The 20,487-nt window shown below is 65.0% G+C and carries 16 protein-coding genes and 1 pseudogene; 12 read left to right on the forward strand and 5 right to left on the reverse strand.

Translation table 11 applies throughout. The features are described from left to right. Window positions 1–31: 31 nt before the first annotated feature. The 4 genes from OKW45_RS06545 (at window position 32) to OKW45_RS06560 (ending at window position 7,735) form a co-directional block, all read left to right on the forward strand. Window positions 32–1,498, forward strand: a complete 1,467-nt coding sequence (locus OKW45_RS06545) for an amino acid permease (RefSeq protein WP_429466679.1) — start codon at window positions 32–34, stop codon at window positions 1,496–1,498. Between the two features lie 345 nt (window positions 1,499–1,843). Continuing rightward, window positions 1,844–3,052 (forward strand): efflux RND transporter periplasmic adaptor subunit, encoded by a 1,209-nt coding sequence (locus OKW45_RS06550; RefSeq protein WP_429466681.1) that lies wholly within the window; start codon window positions 1,844–1,846, stop codon window positions 3,050–3,052. 11 nt (window positions 3,053–3,063) lie between these two features. Further along, complete coding sequence (locus OKW45_RS06555; protein WP_429466682.1) at window positions 3,064–6,261, forward strand: multidrug efflux RND transporter permease subunit; 3,198 nt, start codon at window positions 3,064–3,066, stop codon at window positions 6,259–6,261. Further along, the gene (locus OKW45_RS06560; protein ID WP_429466684.1) at window positions 6,254–7,735 is read left to right on the forward strand and encodes an efflux transporter outer membrane subunit; all 1,482 of its coding nucleotides are present in this window, start codon (window positions 6,254–6,256) and stop codon (window positions 7,733–7,735) included. The genes OKW45_RS06555 and OKW45_RS06560 overlap by 8 nt, the downstream gene beginning before the upstream one ends. A 63-nt stretch (window positions 7,736–7,798) precedes the next feature. Here the strand turns inward: OKW45_RS06560 and OKW45_RS06565 are convergent, their stop codons facing one another. Beyond that, the gene (locus OKW45_RS06565; RefSeq protein ID WP_429466686.1) at window positions 7,799–9,217 is read right to left on the reverse strand and encodes a trypsin-like peptidase domain-containing protein; all 1,419 of its coding nucleotides are present in this window, start codon (window positions 9,215–9,217) and stop codon (window positions 7,799–7,801) included. A 325-nt stretch (window positions 9,218–9,542) separates the two neighbouring features. Between OKW45_RS06565 and OKW45_RS06570 the strand changes: the two genes are divergently transcribed. The 6 genes from OKW45_RS06570 (at window position 9,543) to OKW45_RS06595 (ending at window position 14,876) form a co-directional block, all read left to right on the forward strand. Then, on the forward strand, window positions 9,543–10,064 hold the full coding sequence (locus OKW45_RS06570; protein ID WP_429466688.1) for a 2,4'-dihydroxyacetophenone dioxygenase family protein: 522 nt from the start codon (window positions 9,543–9,545) through the stop codon (window positions 10,062–10,064). A gap of 105 nt (window positions 10,065–10,169) precedes the next feature. Further along, window positions 10,170–11,471, forward strand: coding sequence for an MFS transporter (locus tag OKW45_RS06575; protein WP_018425117.1), 1,302 nt, complete (start codon window positions 10,170–10,172; stop codon window positions 11,469–11,471). A 13-nt stretch (window positions 11,472–11,484) separates the two neighbouring features. Then, window positions 11,485–12,213 (forward strand): SDR family NAD(P)-dependent oxidoreductase, encoded by a 729-nt coding sequence (locus tag OKW45_RS06580; RefSeq protein WP_018425118.1) that lies wholly within the window; start codon window positions 11,485–11,487, stop codon window positions 12,211–12,213. A gap of 74 nt (window positions 12,214–12,287) precedes the next feature. Beyond that, window positions 12,288–13,145: an IclR family transcriptional regulator gene (locus tag OKW45_RS06585; RefSeq protein ID WP_429466690.1), complete on the forward strand. Its 858-nt coding sequence runs from the start codon at window positions 12,288–12,290 to the stop codon at window positions 13,143–13,145. A gap of 146 nt (window positions 13,146–13,291) precedes the next feature. Next, on the forward strand, window positions 13,292–14,335 hold the full coding sequence (locus tag OKW45_RS06590) for a rod shape-determining protein (RefSeq protein ID WP_013091688.1): 1,044 nt from the start codon (window positions 13,292–13,294) through the stop codon (window positions 14,333–14,335). Window positions 14,336–14,357: 22 nt separating this feature from the next. Further along, window positions 14,358–14,876, forward strand: a complete 519-nt coding sequence (locus tag OKW45_RS06595; protein ID WP_018425120.1) for an SLATT domain-containing protein — start codon at window positions 14,358–14,360, stop codon at window positions 14,874–14,876. Window positions 14,877–14,919: 43 nt separating this feature from the next. Here the strand turns inward: OKW45_RS06595 and OKW45_RS06600 are convergent, their stop codons facing one another. Beyond that, window positions 14,920–15,615: a YceH family protein gene (locus OKW45_RS06600; protein WP_429466692.1), complete on the reverse strand. Its 696-nt coding sequence runs from the start codon at window positions 15,613–15,615 to the stop codon at window positions 14,920–14,922. Between the two features lie 132 nt (window positions 15,616–15,747). Then, complete coding sequence (locus tag OKW45_RS06605) at window positions 15,748–16,143, reverse strand: PaaI family thioesterase (RefSeq protein ID WP_429466694.1); 396 nt, start codon at window positions 16,141–16,143, stop codon at window positions 15,748–15,750. Window positions 16,144–16,282: 139 nt separating this feature from the next. Between OKW45_RS06605 and OKW45_RS06610 the strand changes: the two genes are divergently transcribed. Further along, window positions 16,283–16,537, forward strand: coding sequence for a BON domain-containing protein (locus tag OKW45_RS06610; RefSeq protein WP_429466696.1), 255 nt, complete (start codon window positions 16,283–16,285; stop codon window positions 16,535–16,537). An 83-nt stretch (window positions 16,538–16,620) separates the two neighbouring features. Here the strand turns inward: OKW45_RS06610 and OKW45_RS06615 are convergent. Beyond that, window positions 16,621–17,043 (reverse strand): annotated as a pseudogene (locus tag OKW45_RS06615) (acetate kinase); the annotation flags it as partial. A 13-nt stretch (window positions 17,044–17,056) separates the two neighbouring features. Next, window positions 17,057–19,450, reverse strand: a complete 2,394-nt coding sequence (locus tag OKW45_RS06620; RefSeq protein ID WP_429466698.1) for a phosphoketolase family protein — start codon at window positions 19,448–19,450, stop codon at window positions 17,057–17,059. 465 nt (window positions 19,451–19,915) lie between these two features. Between OKW45_RS06620 and OKW45_RS06625 the strand changes: the two genes are divergently transcribed. Then, a complete protein-coding gene (locus tag OKW45_RS06625; protein WP_429466700.1) occupies window positions 19,916–20,446 on the forward strand; it encodes an ankyrin repeat domain-containing protein in 531 nt (176 codons plus the stop codon). The last annotated feature ends 41 nt before the right edge of the window (window positions 20,447–20,487 follow it).

Below are 20,487 nucleotides of genomic sequence, written 5' to 3' on the forward strand. Positions count from 1 at the left end.
CCTGATCAACACTGAAAAGGGACGACTTATCATGGCCGATACCGGTTACATGGCACGCAAAACCGTTGCTGATATCGTCGCCAGCGCGGACGTCGAAGAAGGCCGTCACCTGTCGAAAACGCTGGGCGCGACGAGTATCACCGCGATGGGCATCGGCGCGATCATCGGCGCAGGCATCTTCGTGCTGACGGGGACCGCCGCCGCGCAGTTCGCGGGGCCGGCCATCACGCTGTCGTTCGTGCTGGGCGGCATCGCGTGCGCGTTCGTCGGCCTGTGCTATTCGGAGCTTGCGGCGATGCTGCCCGTGTGCGGGAGCAGCTACACGTACACGTATGCGACGCTCGGCGAGATCTTCGCGTGGATCATCGGCTGGGACCTGATCCTCGAGTACGCGATGGGCGCCGCGACCGTCGCGGTCGGTTGGTCCGGCTATATCGTGAGCCTGTTGCGCAACGTCGGCATCGACATTCCACCTACCCTCGCCGCCGCCCCCGGCACCGTCGTCAAACTGGCCGATGGCTCGACGGTCACCGGCGTGATCAACCTGCCGGCCGTGTTGATCATCGCGATCCTGACCACGTTGCTCGTGTTGGGGACGAAGGAGTCGGCGCGGCTCAACAACGTGATGGTCGCGATCAAGCTGACCGTGGTGGTCGCGTTTATCGCCATCGGGATGTTTTTCATCAAGCCGGAACACTGGCATCCGTTCATTCCTGCCAATACCGGGCAGTTCGGCAGTTTCGGCATGAGCGGTATTCTGCGCGGCTCGGCCGTCGTGTTCTTCGCGTTCATCGGCTTCGATGCGGTGTCGACCGCCGCGCAGGAAGCGCGACGGCCGCAGCGCGACATGCCGATCGGCATTCTCGGCTCGCTGATCATCTGTACGGTGCTGTACATCCTCGTCGCCGGCGTGCTGACCGGCCTCGTTGCGTACCCCGAGCTGAACGTTCCTGATCCGATCGCCAAGGGCGTCGACGCGATCGGGGTCACGTGGTTCTCGATCCTGATCAAAATCGGCGCGTTGTCGGGGCTGACCACTGTGATACTCGTGCTGCTCTATGGACAAAGCCGCATCTTCTTCACGATGTCGCAAGACGGTTTGTTGCCGCACTTTTTCTCGAGGGTCCATCTGCGTCTGCATACACCCTATCTGAGTCAGATCCTGATCGGCACCGTCGTCGCGATCGTCGCGGCGCTGACACCGATCGGCGTGCTCGGCGAGATGGTCAGCATCGGCACCCTGTTCGCGTTCGTCCTCGTGTGCGGCGCGGTGCTCTATCTGCGGCGCAGCGACTCCGAGGCGACGCGTCCATTCCGGGCGCCCGGCGTGCCGGTCGTGCCAGTGCTCGGCATCCTGTTCTGCCTGCTGCTGATGGTCGGCTTGCCGCTCGTCACGTGGCTGCGGCTCATCGTGTGGCTCGTGATCGGCATGACGATTTATCTGTCATACGGGCGCAACCATTCGGTGTTGCGGCATCCGGAGCGCAAGCGTACGTGAGTGTGTGGCGACTCGGACTATTTTTTCAGGCGCATCGATTTCGATGACGGCAATCGCTGGATGACAATTGACGTGTAATTGACAATTACCATTCAAGATCTCGTCTGCGAGCGGGAATCCCCGGTCATGACCACCGCGTCCGCCGCCTGGTCGTGGCGAGTCCATTCCACTCGCGACCACCAAGAATAAATTGACAAGCCACCTAGACACGGTAGGATCAACAGAGATCTTTTCCCCGCATTAACGCCCCCACACACATTCTGGATAGTTAATACGACCGCAAACCGTTAAATCCGTCACCGATCTCACGCGCAAAAAAGACTGCCTTGGTCAAAGGAGTTTCTCTTGCTTTGCTCCGCATTCCGCCTGCGTAGTCGTGCCGTATCGCTTCTGATCACCGGTTTGCCGCTCCTGCTTGCCGCCTGCAACGACCGGCCGCAAACTCCCACCGCCGCGTCGATGCCGCCGGTTCCCGTGCTGGTCGAAACGGTTTCCACCACCCCTGTCGCCGATGTCGTCGAGTTGCCTGGCCGTATCGAGGCCGTGCGCACCGCCGAGATTCGCGCGCGCGTCGACGGCATCGTCCAGCGCACGCTCTATCAGGAAGGCACGGACCTGCCGGCCAACGCCCCACTCTTCCAGATCGACGCGAGCGACTATCGCGCGCAGTTGCAGCAGGCGCAGGCCGCGCTCACGCGCGCGACCGCCGTGCGCGACAACGCGGCGTCGGTGGTGGACCGTTTCAAGCCGCTCGTCGGCCGTCATGCGGTCAGCGCGCAGGAATACGACGCCGCGCTCGCGACCATGCAGCAGGCGCAGGCCAATGTCTCCGATGCGCAAGCTGCGGTTTCGCTTGCGCAACTGCGGCTCGATCGCTGCATCGTACGCACGCCGATCGCCGGGCGCGCGGGCCGCGCGCTCGTCACCGAGGGCGCGCTCGTCAGCGCGGGCGCGGCCACGCTGCTCACGCAGGTCAATCAGCTGACGCCGATCAACGCGGTGTTCACGCAGTCGAATACCGCGATGCTCGACGTCGAGCAGCAGATCCAGTCGGGCGCGCGCAAGCCGACCAGCATGAAGCACGTCGGGGTGCAACTGATCCTTGCCAACGGCCAGGTCTACAACGAGCGAGGTTTTCTGGACTTCGCCGATCTCGTCGTCGATCCGTCGACCGGTACGCAGACGGTGCGCGCGCAGTTCGCGAATCCGGACCGCACGCTGTTGCCGGGGCAGTTCGTGCGCGGGCGCATCATCGCGGCGGGCAATGTGCAGGGCATCCGTATTCCCGAGCGCGCAGTGCAGCTCGACAACGGCATTGCAAGCGTTGCGTTGGTCGCCGACGACGGCACCGTGGTCCGCCGCAATATCAATCTCGGCGAACAGGGCGAAGGACGCTGGACCGTGCGCGACGGTCTGAAGCCCGGCGAGCGCCTGATCGTCGATGGCTGGCAGAAGGTGCAGCCGGGTCAGCGGGTCGACGCGCGACCCGCCCCCGAGGCGTCGCCAGCGGCGCATTCGGCCGCGTCGCCCGCTCCCGCTTCGACCGCGCACTGACGGGCTCGCCGATGAATCGATTCTTCGTCGCCCGGCCGGTCTTCGCGTGGGTCATCGCCCTTTTCATCGTGCTGTTCGGCACGATCGCGCTCACGCTGTTGCCGGTCGAGCAGTACCCCGACGTTGCCCCGCCGTCGCTCAGCATCACCGCGGCCTTCAGCGGCGCCGACGCGAGCACGCTCGAGCGTACCGTCACGTCGATCGTCGAAGACGAGATGAACGGCATCGAGAATTTTCTGTACATGTCGTCGGTAAGCCGCTCGAACGGCACGATGCAGATCACCGTGGTGCTGAAGCCCGGCACCGATCTCGACATCGCACGCACCCAGGTGCAGGACCGTCTGAGCCGCGTCGAGCCGCGCTTGCCGCTCGAAGTCCGTCAGGTCGGCGTGCGCGTCACGAAGGCGTCGTCGGGCTTTCTGATGCTACTTGCGCTGCAGGCGACCGACGGCACCACCAGTGCCGTCGCGATGGGCAACTTCGCGTCGAACAACATCGTCAACGAGCTGCGCCGTATCGACGGTGTCGGCGACGTGCAACTTTTCGGCTCGTCGTACGCGATGCGGATCTGGCTCGATCCGCGCAAGCTCGCGGGCTTTGGGCTGTCGGCCAGCGAGGTGTTGCAGGCGATCCAGGAGCAGAACAGCCAGACCGCGGGCGGCGGCCTCGGCGATCAGCCGATCGCGCCGGGCTCCGAGTTCACCGCGCAGATCGTCACGCAAAGCCGCTTCACGACACCCGAGCAGTTCCGCGAAATCATCGTGCACGCGAATCCGGATGGCTCGACCGTGCGGGTGGGCGACGTCGCGCGCGTCGAGCTCGGCAACGACAGCTACGGCAACCGCCTGACCGTCAACGGCAAGGCGTCGGCCGGGATCGCGATCCAGCTCGCGAGCGGCGCGAACGCGCTCGCAGTCGCCAACGCGGTGCGCCAGCGCATGACCGAATTGCAGCCGATCTTCCCGCGCGGCGTCGCATGGACCGTGCCGTTCGACACCACGCCGTTCATCACGACCTCGGTGCAGGGCGTGATCCGCACGATGGTCGAGGCGCTGTTGCTCGTGACGGTCGTAGTGTTCCTGTTCCTGCAGAACTGGCGCGCGACCGTGATCCCGACGATCGTGGTGCCGATCGCTTTGATCGGCACGTGCGCGGGGCTCTATCTGTTCGGGCTGTCGATCAACATTCTGTCGCTGTTCGGCATGGTGGTCGCGATCGGTATCCTCAACGACGACGCGATCGTCGTCGTCGAAAACGTCGCGCGCATCATGCGCGAGGAAGGGCTCGGCGCGCCGCGCGCAACGGTGAAGGCGATCGGGCAGATATCGGGCGCGGCGATCGCGAGTACGCTGGTGCTCGTCGCGGTGTTCATTCCGATGGCGTTTTTTCCGGGCTCGACGGGCGGCATCTACCGGCAGTTTTCGGTCACGCTCGCGGTGTCGATCCTGCTGTCGACGCTGTTGGCGCTGACACTCGGCGCGGCGTTGTGCGCGGCGCTGTTGCGTAGCGAGGCGACCGCCAGGGAGCGGCCGAAGAACCCGGCGTCACGAATGCTGCATCGCGTGTTCGACGGCTTCAATCGCGGGCTCGATGCGGGCACCACGCGCTATATCGGCGGCGTCGATGCGATGTTGCGCTCGCCGCTGCGCTGGCTGCTGGTGTTCGTCGCGGCCTGCGCGATCACCGTGTTTTTCTTCACGCGGCTGCCGACCGGCTTTCTGCCGACCGAGGACCAGGGGCATATCTTCATTACGTATACCGGCCCGCCGGGTTCGACCGACCAGCGCACGCAGCGCGCGATCGACCAGGTCGAGGCGTTTCTGCGAACCCAGCCGCAAGTGCGCAACGTCGCGTCCGTGACGGGCTTCAGCTTCTTTGGCCAGGGGCAATCGGCGGCTCTGTCGTTTGTCGATCTGGAGCCGTGGGACGAGCGCTCGGGCGAGGCCAATTCGGCGAGCGCGCTGGTGCGTCGCGCGAACGCGGCGTTTCGGCAGATTCCCGAGGCGATCATTTTTGCGCTCGACCCGCCGGCGATTCCGTCGCTCGGCAACGCGACCGGCTTCACGATCAAGATCCAGGATCGCAGCGGCATCGGCGGCGAAGCGCTGCAACAGGCCGCGCGGCGGATGATGATCGAGGCGTCGCAAAGCCCTCTTCTCGCTGGCGTGCGCGCCGAGGGCATGCCGGAAGCGCCGCAACTGTATGTCGAGATCGACCGCGTGAAGGCGCGCGCATTAGGCCTGCAAATCGGTCAGGTCAACCAGGCGCTTGCGCTGACGTTCGGCGCGAACTATGTGAACGACTTCGTGTTCGAGGGCAACGTGCTGCGCGTGCTGTTGCAGGCGGACGCCGAGCAACGCATGCGTGCCCAGGACGTGACTTCGCTGCGCTTGCGCAATAACCGCGGCGAGATGGTGCCGTTCTCCGCGTTCACGCGCGTGCGCTGGATTTCCGGACCGCAGCAGCTCGAACGCTATAACGGCTTTCCGTCCGCGACACTGTCGGGTCAGGCCGCGCCCGGCCGTTCGAGCGGCGCGGCGATCGCCGAGATGGAGCGCATCGCGTCGCACGTGTTGACCGGCAACCTGAGTTACGAATGGACCGGCACCGCGCTCGAGGAAAAACAGGCGAGCGGCCAGATCGGCATGCTGCTCGGGCTGTCGCTCGTGGTCGTGTTCCTGTTGCTCGCGGCGCTGTACGAGAGCTGGGCGATTCCGGTCGCGGTGTTGCTGATCATCCCGTTCGGCGTGATTGGCGCGGTACTGTTGACGATGCTGCGTGGACTGTCCGCGGATGTGTATTTCAACATCGGCCTCGTGACGATCATCGGCCTTGCCGCGAAGAACGCGATTCTGATCGTCGAATTTGCGATCAAGGAGGAATCCGAAGGAAGGGACGCGCTAGCCGCCGCCAAAAGCGGCGCACAGCAGCGTCTGCGCCCGATTCTGATGACGAGCGTCACGTTCGTGTTGGGCATGCTGCCGCTCGTGCTCGCGACCGGCGCGGGCGCGGCGAGCCGCCGCGCGGTCGGCACCGGCGTGATGGGCAGCATGCTGACCGCGACGATGTTCGGCGTCTTCTTTACGCCGCTGTTCTATGTCGCCGCGCGACGCTGGCTGAGCCGCAAGAAACGCAGCATCGATCTCGACGATGACGATCTGCCGACGGCGATGCCGCGCGATTCGGGTGGAGGGCATCGCGATGCGTAAATGCCTTCATGTGCGCCTGTTGATGCCCCTCTTCTGCTGCTCGCTCGCCGCCTGCAACTTTGCGCCGAACTATCAGCAGCCCCAATTGCCGATCGCCGATCATTTCGACACGACGGAGACCGCCAATCCGGCCACCGCGCATCTGGCAAGCGAAGTCGACTGGCAGACCTTCTTCGCCGATCCGCGACTGAAGCTGCTGATCGAGGCGGCGCTCGAGCACAACCGCAATCTCGCCGCGTCGATCGCGCGCATCGAGCAGGCGCGCGCGTTTTATCGCATCCAGAACGCCGCGCGTTTGCCGCAGGTCAATGCGAACGCGGGTGCGACCCGCACCAGGGCGCCACTCGGTTCGATCGATCCCGAGTTCGACAACACGGACATCTCGGTCCAGTTCAACCAGTACAACGTTCAGGCGGCGGTGACGTCGTTCGAACTCGACTTCTGGGGGCGCGTGCGCAACACCAGCGAAGCCGCGCGGCGTCGATATCTGGCCACTGTCGACGCGCAGCACGCGTTCCGTTTGTCGCTGATCGGCAATGTCGCGTCGAACTACTACGCGATCCGCTCGGGCGAGGAAGGCATCGAGCTTGCACAACAGACGCTCTACAGTCGGCGCTACGCGCTGGAAGTCGCGAAGATGCGGCTCGACGCGGGCGTCACGTCGATGGTCGATTACGACCAGGCCGCCATTCTCGTCACGCAGGCGCAGACGCAGCTGGCGGAACTGCAACGGACCACCGCGCAGCAGCGCCATCTGCTCGAGGTGCTGATCGGCGGGCCGCTCAGCGAGTCGCTACCGCAGGCGCCGCCTATCGCCGACGCCGCGCAGTTCCGCGAGCTCGATGCGGGCCTGCCCTCCGCACTGCTGATCGACCGGCCGGACATCCAGCAGGCCGAGCAGCAGTTGCGCGCAGCCAATGCCGACATCGGCGCCGCTCGCGCGGACTTTTTTCCGCGCATCGCGCTGACGGGTAGCTTCGGTTATGTGTCGCCCGAACTCGGCGATCTGTTCGTGCCGGCCAAGCAGGCGTGGTCGTTCGGCGCGCTGGTTGGCATGCCGATCTTCGATGCGGGACAGCGCCAGGCGCAACTATCGCAGGCGCGCGCGCGACGCGACGAACTGGTCGCCGATTATCAGCGCACGGTGCAGAACGCGTTTCGTGAAGTGTCCGACGCATTGGTCGCGCGACAACGCTACAAGGAACAGATCGCGGCGCAGGAACAGGCGGTGCAGGCGCAGCGGCAACTCGCCGAAACGGCGGAGCTGCGCTACGAAAACGGGATCTCGATCTATCTCGAGGTGGTGGATGCGCGACGCAATCAGTTTGCCGCCGAGCAGCAGCTGATCCAGCTTCGGGCGACGGCTTTGCAGAACGGGGTGTCGCTTTACGTCGCATTGGGGGGCGGGCCCGACGAGCCGCGGAACGTCACGCAAAGCACGTCTCACGCTGAGGGGGGCCAGCCGTCCAACTGAGGCACGCGCGCCACAGCAGCGCGTCGTGCCGGCCGCCGGCATTGCACCGGCGGGTTCTACTCATCAGCCAAGCGTTACGTCGACCGATGCTTGTTCACCATCGCGCACCACGGTGACAGACACGCTGTCGTCCGCCTGAGCGATCATGCGGCGCAGCTGCTCGACACCGTGAATCACCTTGCCGTCGACGGCAACGATGATGTCGCCCGCCTGAATGCCGGCTTCGGCGGCCGGACCGGTGGCCTGCTGCACCACCACCCCGCCCGGCAGCTGCGCTTGCTGCTGTTCGTCCTGGGTCAGCGCACGCACGGCGACGCCGAGACGCGGACGGTTTTGCTGCGGCGGTTGTTCCTGCTGCTCTTCGGGTGGCGCGGCCGACGCCATGTCCGACGCTTGCTGCGCGCCCACCGTCACCGCCAGCTTGCTTTCGCTGCCGTTGCGCCACACGCTGATCGTCGCTTTGCTGCCCGGCGACAGTTGCGCGACCTGACCGATCAATTCGGTGGGGTTACCGATATGCTTGCCGTTCACGCCGACGATCACGTCGCCCTGGCGCAGGCCGGCTGCGTGCGCGGGACCATCCGGGTCGACCGAGCCGACCAGGGCGCCGCCCGTCGAGTCGAGGCCGAGCGCCTTGGCCTTGTCGGCGCTGAGCGGCTGCACGCCCACGCCGATGCGGCCGCGGCTTACGTGACCGGTACTCACGAGTTGGTCCTTCACGTGCATCGCCGCGTCGATCGGAATGGCGAACGACAGTCCCTGGAAGCCGCCGGTGCGCGAGTAGATCATCGAGTTGATGCCGATCACTTCGCCGTTCAGGTTGAACAGCGGACCGCCCGAATTGCCCGGGTTGACCGGCACGTCGGTCTGGATGAACGGAATCGGGCTATCGTCGGAGAACGAGCGCGATTTCGCGCTGATGATGCCCGACGTCACCGTGCTGTCGAAGCCATACGGCGAGCCGATCGCCACGACCCATTCGCCGACCTTGCTGCTGTCCGGATTGCCGATCTTCACGGTGGGCAGATTGGTCGCGTCGATCTTGACGACGGCGACGTCGGTGGCCTTGTCCTTGCCGATCACGCGCGCGTGGAATTCGCGGCCGTCGGTGAGCTTCACGGTCACGCTGGTCGCGCCGTCGACGACGTGATTGTTGGTCAGGATGTACCCGTCCTGGCTGATGATGAAGCCCGAGCCGAGCGCTTCACCGCCGCTCTTGCGTTGACCGTTCTCGTCGACCGACGCGGCTTCTTTCACGCCGATATGCACGACCGCTGGGCCATAGCGGGTCACGATGCCGGAGAAGTCCGGTGCCGACGAGCGCGAGCCGACGATATCCGCCGCCGCGTGCAGCGACGACGTCGGGCCCTGCGCGTCGTTCACCGACGCATCGGCATTGCGATGGCTGAGCGCATACGCGCCGCCGATTGCGAGGACGACGCCGATCGCAGCGCTACCGCGCCAATAGTTTTTGGTGGTCATAGTCAGGGAGTGTTGCGGAGGGTTACATGGAGGATGCGTAATGTAGTGGCCTCCACTTAAAGCAGACTTAAAGATGGTGTTCGATCAGAATGCGCGCGCAGGCCTTGTTTTAGGCGCTTTTTGCGTGTCGTGCGGCTTTTATGAGATAGCAACACGTGCATCTTTCGCGCGATTCGAGAACGGGTGCGGCGTCGCTTTATCGTGCCTACCAGTAATTTCCCCAGGATTGACCCCGCCCACAGCGGTTCCGATAATAACCATATTGTGGACTTTTTATCCACAATGTGGACAGTGCTTTTTTTTGACACTTTCGCGAGGAATCTCCATGCCAGAGGCCAATCAATCCGACCTGACGCCGTACCAGCTACCGTTCCCGAAGGAAGCGCAAAAGGAAATCGTCGTGCCCTGCGCGATTCCGACCGACGAACGCATGTGGGTCCCGCAGGCAGAAAACGTGTCGTTCCGCCCACTGTGCCTGAATGCGTCGCAGGGATACTGGATGAATCTGCTGCGCGTACGCCGCTCGGGGGTGTTGAGCCGGCATCGTCATCCGCAGGCCGTGCACGGCATGGTGCTCAAGGGCCGCTGGCGTTATCTCGAGCATGACTGGGTCGCGACCGAAGGCAGCTACGTGTACGAGCCGCCGGGCGAAACGCATACGTTATATGTGCCCGAGGACGTCGAGGAAATGATCACGTACTTCCAGGTCAACGGCGTGATGTTCTATTGCGATCCGTACGGGAACTACACCGGTTACGAAGACGTATTCACGAAGATCGACATGTGCCGCAGGCACTACGCGGCGGTGGGCCTCGGCGAAGACTACGTCGACCAGTTCGTCCGGTAAAAAACCGCGCAAGCCCCGACAGAACCAACAGGCAGGACACCGCAATACCGACAGGCACGGCAACACCATTCCCACACAGCAGGACCCATTGCGCAGGAGACAAACATGCTTCAGAAGTCGCAGCGTCTGAAACGTATCCAGGTGGTCGCCGTCGTCTTTCTGACGGTGGCGGGCGTCGTCAATTATCTCGACCGCAGCACGCTGTCGATCGCGAATCATCTGGTCAGCGAGGAATTGCATCTGTCGGCTTCGCAGATGGGGCTGCTGCTGTCCGCGTTCTCGTTGTCGTATGCGTTCGCGCAGTTGCCGGTCGGCGCGCTGCTGGACCGTTTCGGATCGCGCGTGATGCTCGGCCTCGGCATGCTCGTGTGGTCGATCGCCCAGGTCGCGGGCGGCTTCATCCAGACGCTCAATCACTTCCTCACGGCGCGCGTCGTGCTCGGCATCGCCGAGGCGCCGCTGTTTCCGGCCGGCGCGAAAGTCGTCAGCGAATGGTTCGCGGTACGCGAGCGCGGTACGCCGATCGGCACCTTCATCTCGTCATCCACCATTGCGCCGATGATCGCGCCGCCGCTGCTCACGGTGCTAATGCTTTCCTTCGGATGGCGAACGATGTTCGTCATCATGGGCGTGGCCGGCATTGCCGTCGCGCTCGCGTGGTACCTCGTCTATCGCAATCGCAGCGAAATCGCGCTGACCGAAGAAGAAACCGCGCATCTGAACGAAGGCGCGACCGGCCAGGAGAATCCGCAGGGCCTCAGCTGGTCCGAATGGGGCGCGCTGTTCAAGCTGCGCAACACGTGGGGCATGATCTTCGGCTTCATGGGCGTGATCTACATGGTGTGGCTCTATCTGACGTGGCTGCCCGGCTATCTGGAGCGTGAGCGTCATCTGAGCATCGCGCACACCGGCTGGCTCGTCGCGATTCCGTATGTGTTCGGCACGATCGGCATGGCGAGCAGCGGCGTGATCGCCGACTATCTGTTGAAGCGCGGCATGGCGCCGATCCGCAGCCGCAAGTGGCCGCTGTGCGTCGGTCTCGTCGGCGCGGCCGCGTTCACGGTGCCGGCCGCCTACACACCGAGCACGACGCTCGCGATCGTCTACGTGTCGCTCGCGATGCTGTTCGTGAACCTGTCGAGCGGCAGCGCATGGGCGCTCGTCAGCGTCGCCGCGCCGCGACATCTGGTGGCGTCGCTCGGCAGCATGCAGAACTTCGGTGGCTATCTGGGCGGCTCGTTCGCGCCGGTGATCACCGGCATCGTCGTCGATCAGACGCATTCGTTCGTCAACGCGCTGCTGATCAGCGCGGCCGTCGCGTTCGCGGCGGCGCTCGTCTATCTGTTCGTCGTCCAGGAAGTGGCGCCCGCGCCGCTCGCGAGCTCGATCGAGACCCAACCCACCTGAGGCGGCTTTTCCCATGACATTCCAGAACCAGCTCCTCGAAGGCAAGACCGCGCTCGTGACCGGCGGCTTGTCCGGTATCGGCGCGGCGATCGCCAACACGCTCGCGCAGCTTGGCGCGCACACGGTGGCGGCTGGTTTGCCGCTGCCCGAAGGCACGCCCGATACGCTCAATCGCGAGATTGCGCGCGTCACGCTGGATGTCCGCTCGGGCAACGCCGTAACGGCCGCGGTGAACGCGTTCGAGCGTCTCGACATCGTGGTCAACTGCGCCGGCGTGATCAGCCGCGTCGAAGAACATCGGCTCGACGTGTTCGAACGCGTGATGGATATCAATCTGAACGGCACGATGCGCGTGTGCGCCGCCGCGCGCGACTCGTTGAAGGCGTCGGCAGGCTGCATCGTCAATACGGCGTCGATGCTGAGTTTTTTCGGCGGCGGTCTCGTGCCCGCTTATAGCGCGAGCAAGGGCGCGGTGGCGCAGCTAACGAAGTCGCTCGCGATCGCCTATGCCGCCGACGGCATTCGCGTCAATGCGGTTGCGCCGGGCTGGATCGCAACGCCGCTCACCCAGGCGTTGCAGGACGACGATGGCCGCTCGCTGGCGATTCTGGAACGTACGCCGCTGCGTCGCTGGGGCACGCCGGAGGAAGTCGCGCAGGTCGCGGTGTTCCTGTGTTCGCCGGCGGCGTCGTTCATGACGGGCGCAATCGTGCCGGTCGACGGCGGATATCTCGTCGCATGAAGCGGCGCCGCCGTCGTTCGACGCCATCGATAAAGGCATAATTGCGTACCCCTGCCCTGCCCTGCCTCTGTGTGATGTCGAGTTCCGCTTCCAAACCCCGTTCCCACGCCGGCGGCGCCGGCCATGATGCTGTCGGGCACGCCGACAACAAAGCCGACTCCAGGGCCGTCGCCGGCGCCGCCGCGTTCTCGAAGTTCATTGCGGTGCTGCAACTGATCGCCGATGCGCCAACGCCGCCCAACGTCGCGAAGCTGAGCGCGGCGAGCGGCTATCCGCGCCCGACCGTCCATCGCATCGTCGCGGCTTTGCAGGCTGAAGGGCTGATCGTCGCGAGCGGCAGCGGCAACACCTTCGGGCTCGGACCGCGCCTGATCAACCTTGCGAGCCATAGCTGGGAGCGCTCGGATCTGCGGCTCGCGGCCGTCGATGCGTTGATGGCGTTGCGCGACTTCACATCGGAGACGATCCACCTCGCGGTGCCCAGCCAGGGCGAGATGGTCTACATCGAAAAGCTCGAAAGCCCGCACGCGGTGCGCATGGCATCGCGCATCGGCACGCGCGTGTCGCTCACGTCGAGTTCGGTCGGCAAGGCGTATCTGGCGACACTCAGCGTGGCCGAGCGCGAGGCGCTGCTGAAGAACGCGCCGCTCGAGCGTTTCACCGAGCACACGCTGACCGACCTCGACGCCGTGCGCCGCGAGCTCGACGCGACCGCGCAGCGCGGCTACGCGGAAGACCGCGAGGAGAACGAAGTATCGATCTGCTGCTACGGCGCCGCGATCCGCGGCCCGGACGGCCGCGCGGCCGGCTGCGTGAGCATCAGCATGCCGACCTTCCGCCGTCGCGACGATGTGCAAGCCACTTACATCGAGCCGCTGCTTGCGGCATGCCGCATTATCGCGGCGCGGCTGGGGCCGGCGAGCGGCAGATAGCGGACGATAGTGCGGCCGCGCCCGTCGATAAACTGCTATTCTTGCTGTCGCGCGGCCGCTCTGGCCGCCCGCCGCGTGCAAGCGGCAGACCCCGACAAGCTCCCGGCGGCGCTCACGCGCCCGCCTTCGCAAAGACAGGAATACGCATGTTCGGTTTTCTGCGCGGCTACTTTTCCAACGACCTGGCAATCGACCTCGGCACGTCGAACACGCTGATCTACATGCGCGGCAAGGGCATCGTTCTCGACGAACCGTCGGTCGTGTCGATCCGCCAGGAAGGCGGGCCGAACGGCAAGAAGATCATCCTCGCCGTGGGCCGCGAAGCGAAGCAGATGCTCGGCAAGGTACCGGGCAACATCGAGGCGATCCGCCCGATGAAAGACGGCGTGATCGCCGATTTCAACATCACCCAGCAAATGATCAAGCGCTTCATCCAGATGGCGCACGAGTCGCGGCTGTTTGCGCCATCGCCGCGCATTATCATCTGCGTGCCGTGCGGTTCGACCCAGGTCGAGCGCCGCGCGATCAAGGAGGCCGCGCATAGCGCGGGCGCCTCGCAGGTCTATCTGATCGAGGAACCGATGGCAGCGGCGACGGGCGCCGGCCTGCCGGTATCGGATGCAACCGGTTCGATGGTCGTCGATATCGGCGGCGGCACCACCGAGGTCGGCGTGATCTCGCTCGGCGGCATCGTGTACAAAGGCTCGGTGCGCGTCGGCGGCGACAAGTTCGACGACGCCATCGTCAACTACATCCGCCGCAACTACGGCATGCTGATCGGCGAGCAGACCGCCGAGGCGATCAAGAAGGAAATCGGCTCCGCGTTTCCGGGCTCCGAGGTCATGGAGATGGAAGTCAAAGGCCGCAACATGTCCGAGGGCATTCCGCGCAGCTTCACGGTGTCGAGCAACGAAATCCTCGAAGCGCTGACCGATCCGCTGAATCAGATCGTGTCGTCGGTGAAGATCGCACTGGAACAGACGCCACCGGAACTCGGCGCGGACATCGCCGAGCGCGGCATCACGCTCGCGGGTGGCGGCGCGCTGCTGCGCGATCTGGACCGTCTGCTCGCCGAGGAAACCGGCCTGCCGGTGTTCGTTGCAGAGGCGCCGCTGACCTGCGTCGTACGCGGCTCGGGCATGGCGCTGGAGCGGATCGAGAAGTTCGGCAGCTCGTTTTCCTACGATTGATGCGCGTGCCGAACACTGAACGATGACGACCCTGCCCGCCTATGAACCGCCCGTCGACGAAACCGAACTGCTGTTGAAATGGATTCGCCGCGCGCGCGAATCGCAGATGAGCCATTACGACATGGCGGATCTGCTGTCGGCGCGCGAGCGCCGCATGGGCTGGCTCGTGACCGCGCTGACCGCGTTCGTCGGCACAGCGGTGTTCGCGTCGTTGAGCGCGCCGCCGGTGTCGATCGAGATGCGGATAGTCGTTGGGCTCGTCAGCGTGGCGGCGGCGATGTCGGCCGCGTTGCAGACGTTCCTGCGCTATGCGGAGCGTGCCGAGAAGCATCGCGCGGCCGGTGCGCGCTATGGCGCGGTGCGTCGGCGGCTCGAAGCGGTGTTTGCCGGTGACGCCGATGCGCGCGAAGCGCACTACCTCACCGGGATCCGTACCGAACTCGACCGTCTCGCCGAAGACTCGCCGAACGTGCCGCCGCGGATCTTCTATCGCACGCAGCGCACGTTGCTGGCGGACAGGCCGCGTCGGCGTGATGCGTGAAACAGGCGGCCGGGCGCGTTTTCGCCTTCGCTTTCGTTTCAGATCACAGATCGTCCGCGCTGATACCCAGCTCGGTCGCCATGCGCCGCACGACGGCCCGCAGACGGCTGACTTCATCGGCGAGACGCTTCTGCTCGGCCTTCAGCGCCTCGAATGCCGACGGCGGCACGCTGTCGTCCTCGGCGAGCGCGGACTGCGCGGCTTCGGTGATGCTGACCTCGCCGCACAACAGATGCATCCAGCGATTCTCACGCTCGCCCGCCACGCGCGGCAGCCGGACGACGCGAGGCGGATCGCTCGCGGCCAGCTCGTCGAGGAACGCCTCGACCGACGAAATATCGGCGAAGCCATGCAGGCGCGCGCTGTTCAGGCGCAATTCGGCGGCCGTTTGCGGGCCCCGCAGCAGCAGCGTGGTCAGCAGCGCGATCGACTGTCCCGGCAGCCCGAGCACGCGGTTCATGTTGTGCTCGAAGCGCGGCACGCGGCTGCTGCTGCCCTCGAACACGAGGCTCAGGCGTTTCAGGCCGTCGACGGCGGTCAGCACCTCGGCCTCGGTCGCGCTCATCACCGGCGCGCGGCCGGTCTTCTGATTGCAGCCGAGCGTCAGCGCGTTCAGCGACAACGGATAACTGTCGGGTACCGTGTGCTGTTTTTCGACGAGCACGCCGAGAACACGTCCTTCGAGCGCGGTCAGCGCGCGCAGCGAGGGTCGGGAAGGAGCGTCGGGGGTCGAATTCATGGGATTGCGAGGTCTCGTGGAAGATGCGCGCGCCGTTCGCGGCTGGACGGCGCTTTCTGTCAGGTGGGCACTATGATAAACGTGGCGAGCCCGGCGCGGCGAGCGAATCTGCGCTGCCGGCGTTGCCGCGCGTCAGGCCGTCTTCGAATACTTGAAGGTGCCCTGCGCGCTCGCGATCAGCAGCTTGCCGTCCACCCACGCTTCCGAGCGCGAAAAGAAAATCGAGCGGCCCGCGCGTTCGAGAAAGCCCTTCGCGGTGACCGTCGAGCCGAGCCCTTTGTCCAGATAGTTCGTGGTCAGCGACAGCGTGAAGCCATGCCGCGCCGGCTGTCCCGGTGGCGCATAGAGGCCCGCGTAGCCCGCCGCGGCATCGAGCAGCGTCGCGATCGCGCCGCCTTGCAGCACACCCTGACGATTGAGCTTGCTCGCGTCGATCGGCATCAGCAGCTCGGCATAGCCGTCGCGCCATTGCGTCAGACGCACGCCGAGCGATTCGAGAAACGGGTTGTCGATGGGAAAGTCGGACATGATTCGGGCCTTGCCTGGGTCGGAACGAATCGTGAGCATACCCGCGATCCAGCGGCGGCAGCGGCGAAGCGCGTACGCCGGCAAAACCCGCCACATCTGCTAGTGTGAGTTGATCGACATTCTGTTTCGCGGAGACGCCATGCGGTCCACAAGCTCGATATCGAGCGAATCTGCCCGCTTGACCGACGCGCAGATCGCCGCCGAAGCAGCGCGCCGTCTCGCGTGGGATTCGGCCGTGCCGCCACGCGCCGTGCGCGTGAAGGTCGCGCGGGGGCGCATCACGTTGTCGGGCGAGCTTCAGCGCGAAGCACAGCGCGCCGCGATGCTCGAAGACGTGACGCGTCTGTTCGGCGTCACCTCAGTCGTGGACCGGACCGTCGTCCGCAAGGGCTGACCCCAGTCAGGGGGGCCGCTCCCGCCCGCTTGCAGCAGTTGCCGGCAATGCCGCGCGATCTGCCTTTCCTCCTCGGTGTGCAACACCCTCATGGCTTCATCGATGAGCGCGAGTGCCGGCGGAATATGCAATGGCGCGAAGTGCAGCGCGTCGCGCAACTGACGGCGCACGTCGTCGGTGATGAGCCGGTGCGTGCGCAGATGCGGACCGCCATGCACGACGCGATGCCCCACCGCCGAGGGCCGCGCATGATGCCGTTGCACGAGCACCTGCGAGAGCGCCTGCAACGCCTCGGTCTGCGATTGAAGCAAGTGCTCCTGCTGCAACAGCATGCGGCCATCGGCCGCTTTGATCCGCAGCCGGCCGTCGTCGCGGCCGATGCCTTCGGCCGCGCCTTCGAGCAACAGTGTTTCGTCGTTGGCCGAGCGGGCGAACAGCCCGAACTTTAGCGATGACGACCCGCTGTTCAGCACGAGGATCGTCCGTTCCTGATCGTGGTCGTGCATGGCGCCGCCTCGCTCAGCCTTTCCACGTCCAGTTGCGGATTTCCTCCTTGTCGATCCCTTCCTCGTGCGCATACGCGAGATGCTCGATGATCTGCCCGCGCAGCCACTCCTTCGTATGATCGCCGACGCCGCGCAGCGACGGCACGCGATCGATCGCATCGATCGCCAGCGTGAAGCGGTCGACGCCGTTGATGATCGCGAGTTCGAGCGGGGTATTGATGTTGCCCTTCTCGTTATAGCCATGCACGTGCATGTTGCCGTGATTCTGACGGTTGTACGTGAGCTTGTGCACGAGCGCCGCATACGAGTGGAAGTTGAAGATCACCGGCTTGCTGGTCGTAAACAGCGAATCGAAATCACGGTCGGACAGTCCATGCGGATGCGCATGCTCGGGCATCAGGCGGAACAGATCGACCACGTTGACGAAGCGGATCTTCAGCGTCGGGCAGCGCTCCTTCAGGATCTGCACGGCGGCGAGCGCTTCCATCGTCGCGATGTCGCCCGCGCACGCGATCACGACGTCCGGCTCGACGCCCTGATCGGTCGACGCCCAGTCCCAGATGCCGATGCCCTTGGTGCAATGCGTGACGGCCGCGTCCATGTCGAGATAGTCCAGGTGCGGCTGCTTGTCGGACACGATCACGTTCACGTAGTCGCGCGAGCGCAGGCAGTGATCGGCGACGCTCAGCAGACAGTTCGCGTCGGGCGGCAGATAGATGCGCACGACGTCCGGGCTCTTGTTCGTGACCACGTCGAGAAAACCGGGGTCCTGGTGCGTGAAACCGTTGTGATCCTGGCGCCACACGATCGACGTGATCAGCAGATTGAGCGACGGCACCGGCTGCCGCCAGCCGAGCTCGCGCTTGGCTTTTTCGAGCCACTTCGCGTGCTGGTTGAACATCGAGTCGATGACGTGCACGAACGCTTCGTAGGTCGCGAAGAGTCCGTGACGGCCGGTCAGCGCATAGCCTTCCAACCAGCCTTCGAGCGTGTGCTCGCTGAGCATTTCCATCACGCGGCCATCGGGCGACAGTTCGCCGCCGTCGGCGTCGCCCGGTTCGAGCGCGGCGAGCCAGGTCTTGCCCGACGCCTCGTAGACCGCGTGCAGCTTGTTGCTCGAAGTTTCGTCGGGACCGAACAGCCGGAAGTTCGACATGTTGTTGCGCATCACGTCGCGCAGGAACGTGCCGAGCACCGCGGTCGGCGACGTATACGCCGCCGCCGGTTTCTTCACGGCCACCGCGTAGTCGCGGAACGGCGGCATGTCGAGCATCTTGCACAACAGCCCGCCGTTCGCGTGCGGATTCGCGCTGATGCGGCGCGCGCCCTCGGGCGCGAGCGCGCGCAGTTCTTCGACGAGCCGGCCGTTCGCATCGAACAGCGTTTCGGGGCCGTAGCTGCGCAGCCATTCCTCGACGATCTGCAGACTCTTGCGATTGCTCACCGCATCGGCGACCGGCACCTGATGCGAGCGCCACGAGCCTTCCACCTTGTGACCGTCGACTTCCTTCGGCCCGGTCCAGCCCTTCGGCGAGCGCAGCACGATCATCGGCCAGCGCGGCCGCGTGGCGTCGTTGTTCTGCCGCGCATGCTGCTGGATCGCGCGAATTTCGCCGATGCATTGTTCGAGCGTCGCGGCCATCTGCTGATGCATTGTGTCGGGATCGTCGCCTTCGACGAAATACGGCTTGTGCCCGTAGCCGACCATCAATGCTTCGAGTTCCTCACGCGGAATGCGCGCGAGCAGCGTCGGGTTGGCGATCTTGTAGCCGTTCAGATGCAGCACCGGCAGCACCGCGCCGTCGCGGATCGGGTTCAGGAATTTGTTCGAATGCCACGACGTGGCGAGCGGGCCGGTTTCCGCTTCGCCATCGCCGATCATCACGGTGACGATCAGCTCGGGATTGTCGAACGCGGCGCCGTACCCGTGCGACAGGCTGTAGCCGAGTTCGCCCCCTTCGTGAATCGAGCCCGGCGTTTCGGGCGTGCAATGCGAACCGATGCCGCCCGGGAACGAGAATTGCCTGAAAAAGCGCTGCATACCGGCTTCGTCCTCGCTGCGGTCCGGATAAATTTCCGAGTAGTGGCCTTCCAGGTAGCAGTGCGCGAGGCTCGCGGGGGCGCCGTGACCGGGGCCGGACAGAAAGATCACGTCGAGATCGTGTTTGCGGATCAGCCGGTTCAGATGCACGAGCACGAAGCTCTGGCCGGCGTCGGAGCCCCAGTGGCCGAGCAGCCGGTTCTTGATGTGCTCGGGCTTCAGCGGTTTGCGCAGCAACGGGTTGTCGCGCAGATAGATCATGCCGACCGACAGGTAATTGCATGCGCGCCAGTAGCGATCGAGGTTGCGCAGCGTATCGGGGTCCAGAACTTGCGCTGGGGTGGGATGCGAGGTTGCTTCGGCCATGGCGTCACTCCTCGAAAAGAACTGTCAGGCTGGTTGGCGGATAATGCGGCGCACTCGAAACGAAGCCGGGCGGTGCGAGTCGAATGTACCAGGCTGCTCAAACGGGGGCGAATGCTTTCTACCCCTCGCAGTATGTCGCGCTGAATGTGGCATTCATACTGCAACTCCCTTGCGCGGTCTGCTTTCTTTTCGTGATTTTCTATCTCAGGTCAATGGCCGCCCATGTCGACATCTCCCAGTGCGCTCAAAGTGCTCGTGATCCTGGTCCTTACGCTCGTGTTGACATGCCTGGCTGTCGCCATACCGATCGGCATATTCGGGCTGCTGGTCAAGTTGTTCGGCCATGGCTAGCAAAGCGGCGCGGCTGCCAGCGTGCGAACGCGAGCGCCACGGAATGTGTATGCTCGCTGAAAGACCGGGCGCGGCATTGGCAACGCGCCGCTCATTCATCGCAAGGAGAGTGCCTTGACCGACCACACCGACAACCCGCCCGCAACGCAACCCGATCCCGAATTGCAGGCGCTCGCGCGCGAAGTCTTCGACCTCGCGCGGCGCGGCGATGCGACGATGCTCGCGGCCGTCATCGAGAAAGGCGTGCCGCCGAATTTGCGCAACGAGCGCGGCGACAGCCTGCTGATGCTCGCGAGCTACCACGGCCACGTCGACGCGGTGCGCGCGCTGCTCGACCGGGGCGCCGATGCGAACCTGCGCAACGACGCGGGCCAGACGCCGATCGCGGGCGCCGCGTTCAAGGGCTTCGACAAGGTGATCGCAACCTTGCTCGCGCATGGCGCCGACGTCGAAGGCGCATCGCCCGATGGCCGCACCGCGCTGATGATCGCGGCGATGTTCAACCGCACCGCGATCGTCGAACTGCTGCTCGCGCACGGCGCGGACCCGCATGCGCGCGACGCGAACGGCGTCAGCGCGGCCGATGCCGCCGCACGGATGGGCGCGGCCGATACCCAGGCGCGCCTGAAAGCGCTGGGCGCGTGAGCCCGCGATTTCACCCATGAAACGGCGCCCGCACACCGCGC

It is taken from the genome of Paraburkholderia lebeckiae (assembly GCF_050436225.1).
Lineage (GTDB): Bacteria > Pseudomonadota > Gammaproteobacteria > Burkholderiales > Burkholderiaceae > Paraburkholderia > Paraburkholderia tuberum.

Bases quoted from the DNA above. Each gene is read 5' to 3' on its own strand.
- OKW45_RS06620 (WP_429466698.1), bottom strand. From the start codon at position 19,450: ATGGCCGAAGCAACCTCGCATCCCACCCCAGCGCAAGTTCTGGACCCC.
- OKW45_RS06565 (WP_429466686.1), bottom strand. From the start codon at position 9,217: ATGACCACCAAAAACTATTGGCGCGGTAGCGCTGCGATCGGCGTCGTC.
- OKW45_RS06595 (WP_018425120.1), top strand. From the start codon at position 14,358: ATGACGACCCTGCCCGCCTATGAACCGCCCGTCGACGAAACCGAACTG.
- OKW45_RS06545 (WP_429466679.1), top strand. From the start codon at position 32: ATGGCCGATACCGGTTACATGGCACGCAAAACCGTTGCTGATATCGTC.
- OKW45_RS06580 (WP_018425118.1), top strand. From the start codon at position 11,485: ATGACATTCCAGAACCAGCTCCTCGAAGGCAAGACCGCGCTCGTGACC.
- OKW45_RS06585 (WP_429466690.1), top strand. From the start codon at position 12,288: ATGTCGAGTTCCGCTTCCAAACCCCGTTCCCACGCCGGCGGCGCCGGC.
- OKW45_RS06560 (WP_429466684.1), top strand. From the start codon at position 6,254: ATGCGTAAATGCCTTCATGTGCGCCTGTTGATGCCCCTCTTCTGCTGC.
- OKW45_RS06570 (WP_429466688.1), top strand. From the start codon at position 9,543: ATGCCAGAGGCCAATCAATCCGACCTGACGCCGTACCAGCTACCGTTC.
- OKW45_RS06600 (WP_429466692.1), bottom strand. From the start codon at position 15,615: ATGAATTCGACCCCCGACGCTCCTTCCCGACCCTCGCTGCGCGCGCTG.
- OKW45_RS06590 (WP_013091688.1), top strand. From the start codon at position 13,292: ATGTTCGGTTTTCTGCGCGGCTACTTTTCCAACGACCTGGCAATCGAC.
- OKW45_RS06575 (WP_018425117.1), top strand. From the start codon at position 10,170: ATGCTTCAGAAGTCGCAGCGTCTGAAACGTATCCAGGTGGTCGCCGTC.
- OKW45_RS06605 (WP_429466694.1), bottom strand. From the start codon at position 16,143: ATGTCCGACTTTCCCATCGACAACCCGTTTCTCGAATCGCTCGGCGTG.
- OKW45_RS06610 (WP_429466696.1), top strand. From the start codon at position 16,283: ATGCGGTCCACAAGCTCGATATCGAGCGAATCTGCCCGCTTGACCGAC.
- OKW45_RS06555 (WP_429466682.1), top strand. From the start codon at position 3,064: ATGAATCGATTCTTCGTCGCCCGGCCGGTCTTCGCGTGGGTCATCGCC.